4 protein-coding genes are annotated in these 4,038 nt (G+C 54.6%); all 4 read left to right on the forward strand.

Annotated features, from left to right (window positions below; translation table 11 throughout):
- Positions 1-29: 29 nt before the first annotated feature.
- Positions 30-2,150 (forward strand): hypothetical protein, encoded by a 2,121-nt coding sequence (locus AMR42_RS14115; protein ID WP_143473105.1) that lies wholly within the window; start codon positions 30-32, stop codon positions 2,148-2,150.
- 2 nt (positions 2,151-2,152) lie between these two features.
- Complete coding sequence (locus AMR42_RS14120) at positions 2,153-3,028, forward strand: hypothetical protein (RefSeq protein WP_143473106.1); 876 nt, start codon at positions 2,153-2,155, stop codon at positions 3,026-3,028.
- A gap of 150 nt (positions 3,029-3,178) precedes the next feature.
- Positions 3,179-3,538, forward strand: a complete 360-nt coding sequence (locus AMR42_RS14125; RefSeq protein ID WP_099534312.1) for a hypothetical protein — start codon at positions 3,179-3,181, stop codon at positions 3,536-3,538.
- A gap of 68 nt (positions 3,539-3,606) precedes the next feature.
- On the forward strand, positions 3,607-4,038 hold a 432-nt coding region (locus tag AMR42_RS14130), incomplete at its 3' end, for a hypothetical protein (RefSeq protein ID WP_143473107.1).

Here is a 4,038-nt window from a genome sequence, read left to right on the forward strand (position 1 = left end):
CGATCCACCGCCTAAGGGGTAAACCAACCATGGGTGTATCCTCTCTCGACAGCCCTGAAGGCTACAGAGTCCTAAATGATCCGATTTTGCGATCGGGTGCTCAGGCCAGACCGATCGGGGAACCGACCAAAATCCCTTTGCCCCCCATCCCCATCCCCTCGGGCGGTGGCCGCGGCGGTGATGATTTGGATCCGGCTCCGTCCAGGGCTAACGATGATTTGGATCCGGCCCCGCCCAGGCCGGAAGATATCCCGCCACCCGCGGCCGCCCCAGCTCCACCACCCACAAACCCGTGGGATTATTTGCCCGATTGGTTGAGATCGCCCCCGGCGCTGCCGTCGATCGCCCTACCGCAATTGCCACCGCTCCCGGATTGGCCAGCCTGGCCCGGGCCGCCGGCTGTGCCCATGGGTTGGCCCAAGCCCGGCATCAGGCCGCCTAGTGATGTGCGGCCCAAGCCAACAGGGGCCTCACCCTCGGCCGCAAAACCGGCCGACATCCCGGGGGAACCGGGAGAGAGAGCGCCGATCGGCTCATCGGCTCGGCCCTACTGGGTTGCCTATCAATGGGCGACGGTGGCCCAAAGCGTTTGGAACCCGGCCACCGGTCGCTATCGGTTCCAACGGTGGCTCAATGGCGGCAACTCGGTTTTGACCCTGCAAGGGCCGCTCACCGTGGTTCAGGTTCCAATTCTGGCAAGTATCCGGGCCAACTACGATCCAGACGCGCTGCCCAGCGAGTGGATGGATATTTACGTTAGGGACGGCGTGGGAAAAACTCATTACCTGGCTGACGGGTCTTATTTCGCCACGGCCTCATGGGCGATTACGGCTGTGGACGGGTTGCCGGAACCATGGTTACCCGATCGGCAACCCAAACCACCTCAGCCAGGGGTAGACCCCTACCCCTCTCGGAATCCAGCGCCTGTGCTTGGTCGCCCGGCCGCCATTCCCCAGCCAGCTATCCCCCAACCGGACGATCGCCCCGATGTGCCTTCCTTGCCTACTCCGGTTCCTGGCACTGCAAACCCGCCGATCGATGTTCCCATCCCAGCCAGTATTCCAGTAGACAAGCCCGCTGCTCTTGACGCGCCCACTGCTCCCGGCTTGCCTACGGCCCCAGGTGTTCCCACAATTCCAGGGTCGCCATCGATCGACTATCCATGGCCTGCAATTAGTTCACCGCCGATCGCGTCCGATGGGCCTAAAGCTGGTTACGGCCCCAGCGCGGCGATCGTCTGTCGCTTTCAGGCGATCGACCTCTCTGAGATTCTGCGCACCAACGATCGGGCCCTGGCGGCCATTGGCAGTATTGAGCTGATTGGGCCCATGCAGGGGATGACCCTAACCAAGCGGATCGAGACTATTAGGCGGCGGTTTGAAATTCAGCAAGCGCAATTTTCTTTCGTTAATTTGCTTGAGGTGCATAACGGCTTACTTCAGTCTTCTGACTTTCTTGAATCGGTAACTAATACCTTTTCCGGTTTCCTGAATAACTTCATTAGCGAATTTAGTTTAACTGCTACTGATGACTTGACCGCGCCACCTGATTTTGCAGAAACCATTCAACAAAGTTTCAAAAGCTTTGTTAATGCGTTGATTGGTCAAGAGAATTGGGCTAACTTTCTGTCAAAATTGCTTAATCAAAATCGAATTGTTACCAGTTCCGCCAACTTATTCAGTAACCTATCTACTAATTTTCAGGGCACTAATGCTGTTGCTGAGGTGCTAACCAATAATGTTAGTCGAATCGGGAATGCCTTAAAGAAATCAAGAATTGTTGGTGAAAATGACTATAAATGGATGCCTGTCGGTATTACGGGCTTGATTGGTCGATCACTTTTGCTCTTTGGTGCTCTAACGGGTAGTGGTGTTATAGAACTGCCAGACTTGACAACTCTATTTGGCAAGAAACCGTTATCGATTGACGAGGAAACTTTGTTATTAGCCCAAAATCAACAAGATTTCAGAACGCAAATTGCTAACGCAGAGGAACCGATTAAGGATGAAAACTATAACCCAGATTTGCCAAGACCGATTGGCAAGGCAGCACAGGAAGATAATGTGCCGCAAACAATAAGAGCAAAAGCGACAAGAGAAGCCAGTGAGGCGAGCGATTTAAGCTCAGAAGATTTGGAATTTGGAGATTGATTATGGCAGCACCTAACCGTTTTCCCTCAGACCAATTACCTAAGAATTTTTCACCGACCGAGCATTTTCAAGACCAAGTAAAGCGGTTAGTTAATCCCGAAGTGGCTCGTTATTTTCGCGACGTTGGCGATGAGTCTTGGACTCCTGGACAAGCAGGCGATCTGTCCAAGAGTCCTAGAGCGTCGATCCGGCTTGCCTGCTCGCACCTTGAACCCGACACGATCGATCTAACGATCGGGCGGTTGATTTTGTTTTACCTGGTGACCAGACGTGATGAGCTTGTGAATCCACCGATTTACGGTTTGCCAATCCCTGGGTTTCAGCAGTCGGTTAAATTTTTGCCCCAAATCTCCCTGTTTTTTCGGGAAAGCCGTCAGGATCTTGAACCTGGTCAGACCCCGATTACGGGTGAGGTTTCGTTTCGATTGAAATCGGGTGAGTCGCTCTCGGAATCGGCTTTAGAGGCGATCGGTCGCAGGATTAAGTCTGAATTTCCACCCCGGGCGGAAAGTCACTGGCAAAAAGGCCGCGACTGTATGGCCTACCGTGACTTGGAACGCAACCCACCCATCCAGCTCAAAATCCTTTGCGGCTCAAAAGCTGCTGGGCGCGACATGGTGGAGGCGATTTTTCGAGTTTTGGGGGAAGCTCCCGACTGGTCTAAGGCCCACTTCAGCCAAAACGAACAGGAAGGGACGGCCTACCCGGTGGTTCCTGGCTCCGATACGGTGCTGGGGCGATCGCGCAAATTGCCACGACGGCGGCCCATGGCCAGGGTGAAGCTCCAATATGCCGTGGCCCATGTCTGGCCTGTCCCTGTCCCCATCCCGATTTACGACACAACGGGGCGGTTCGGGGCGGCTTTGGTTAGGGGGTAGTGATGCCTGTGCGGCGATCGCCTGTACCCAAGCCCGATCGGCCGGAGTTTGCGAGGAGACCTATTAGGTTTCCGGCTGTTTTTTTGAGTTCCGAGCCGTGCCAGGCTGAGAGCAGAATTCAATCACGCACCTGCTTTCAGGGCTTAGGTAATGGCTAACTCGCTCGTTCAAAAGATGCTTGAGGATAAACCGGGACTGATCTTCGCAGACGGCGAATGGATCGGTGTCAAGGTTGCTGATCTGCTGGGCCCCGTAACCGTACCTACTTCGGCGGAGGCCATTGGAGATGACCTTTTGATGGGTCTCTTGTATCGCCTGATGGAGGTGGTCTCCAAGGCCGAAGATGCATGGGTTCCGCCTGCTGGCACTAAAAAGGTCAACTCCCTATCGGTGGTTGAATCTACGTCCTTGCAACAAATTGCGCCAGGCGTTCGGGGTGTGATCAACCAAGCCACGATCCGAGTGGTGCAGCCGGTTGAAATGCAGCAAGTCGAAGCGGTTCGGTCTTAAGGATTGAGTGGGTTTGACGGCATCAAACCCGCTCTATGACTGGTTTTTTTAAGTGGTAGGGCAAGACAATGCGCAAGCGACGGTTTAATCGGATCAAGCAAGCAATTAAAAACGGGGCCACGGGCGGATACCTGACGAAGTATCTCAGTTATCAATCCGGGTCCAGCCCGCTCACGATTACCAAGGTGGTAGATCGTAAAGGCACGATCAAGAAGGCTCTAAATCCTTTTGGTGACGCTGCTACTGTGCCGGTGTCTCTACTGGTGTCTTTTACGGGCCGAGCGGCCGCGGCTCAGGCGGGCTTCGGGGTTACTGATACCATCCTGGCTCTTGATGATGTTGACGCTTCAACGGTCAAAAATCGGGGCTTTTTGCCGGCCAAGGCTGTTTTGACTGAGCGGTCGTCTGGATCGGCTCCTAAAGTCAGCGGCATCACGGGGCTATCTTACAAGAAGCCGACCAGCAGCGATTCCTTCACGTTGCCTTTTGGTCAGGTCACG

This window comes from Limnothrix sp. PR1529 (genome assembly GCF_002742025.1).
Lineage (GTDB): Bacteria > Cyanobacteriota > Cyanobacteriia > CACIAM-69d > CACIAM-69d > CACIAM-69d.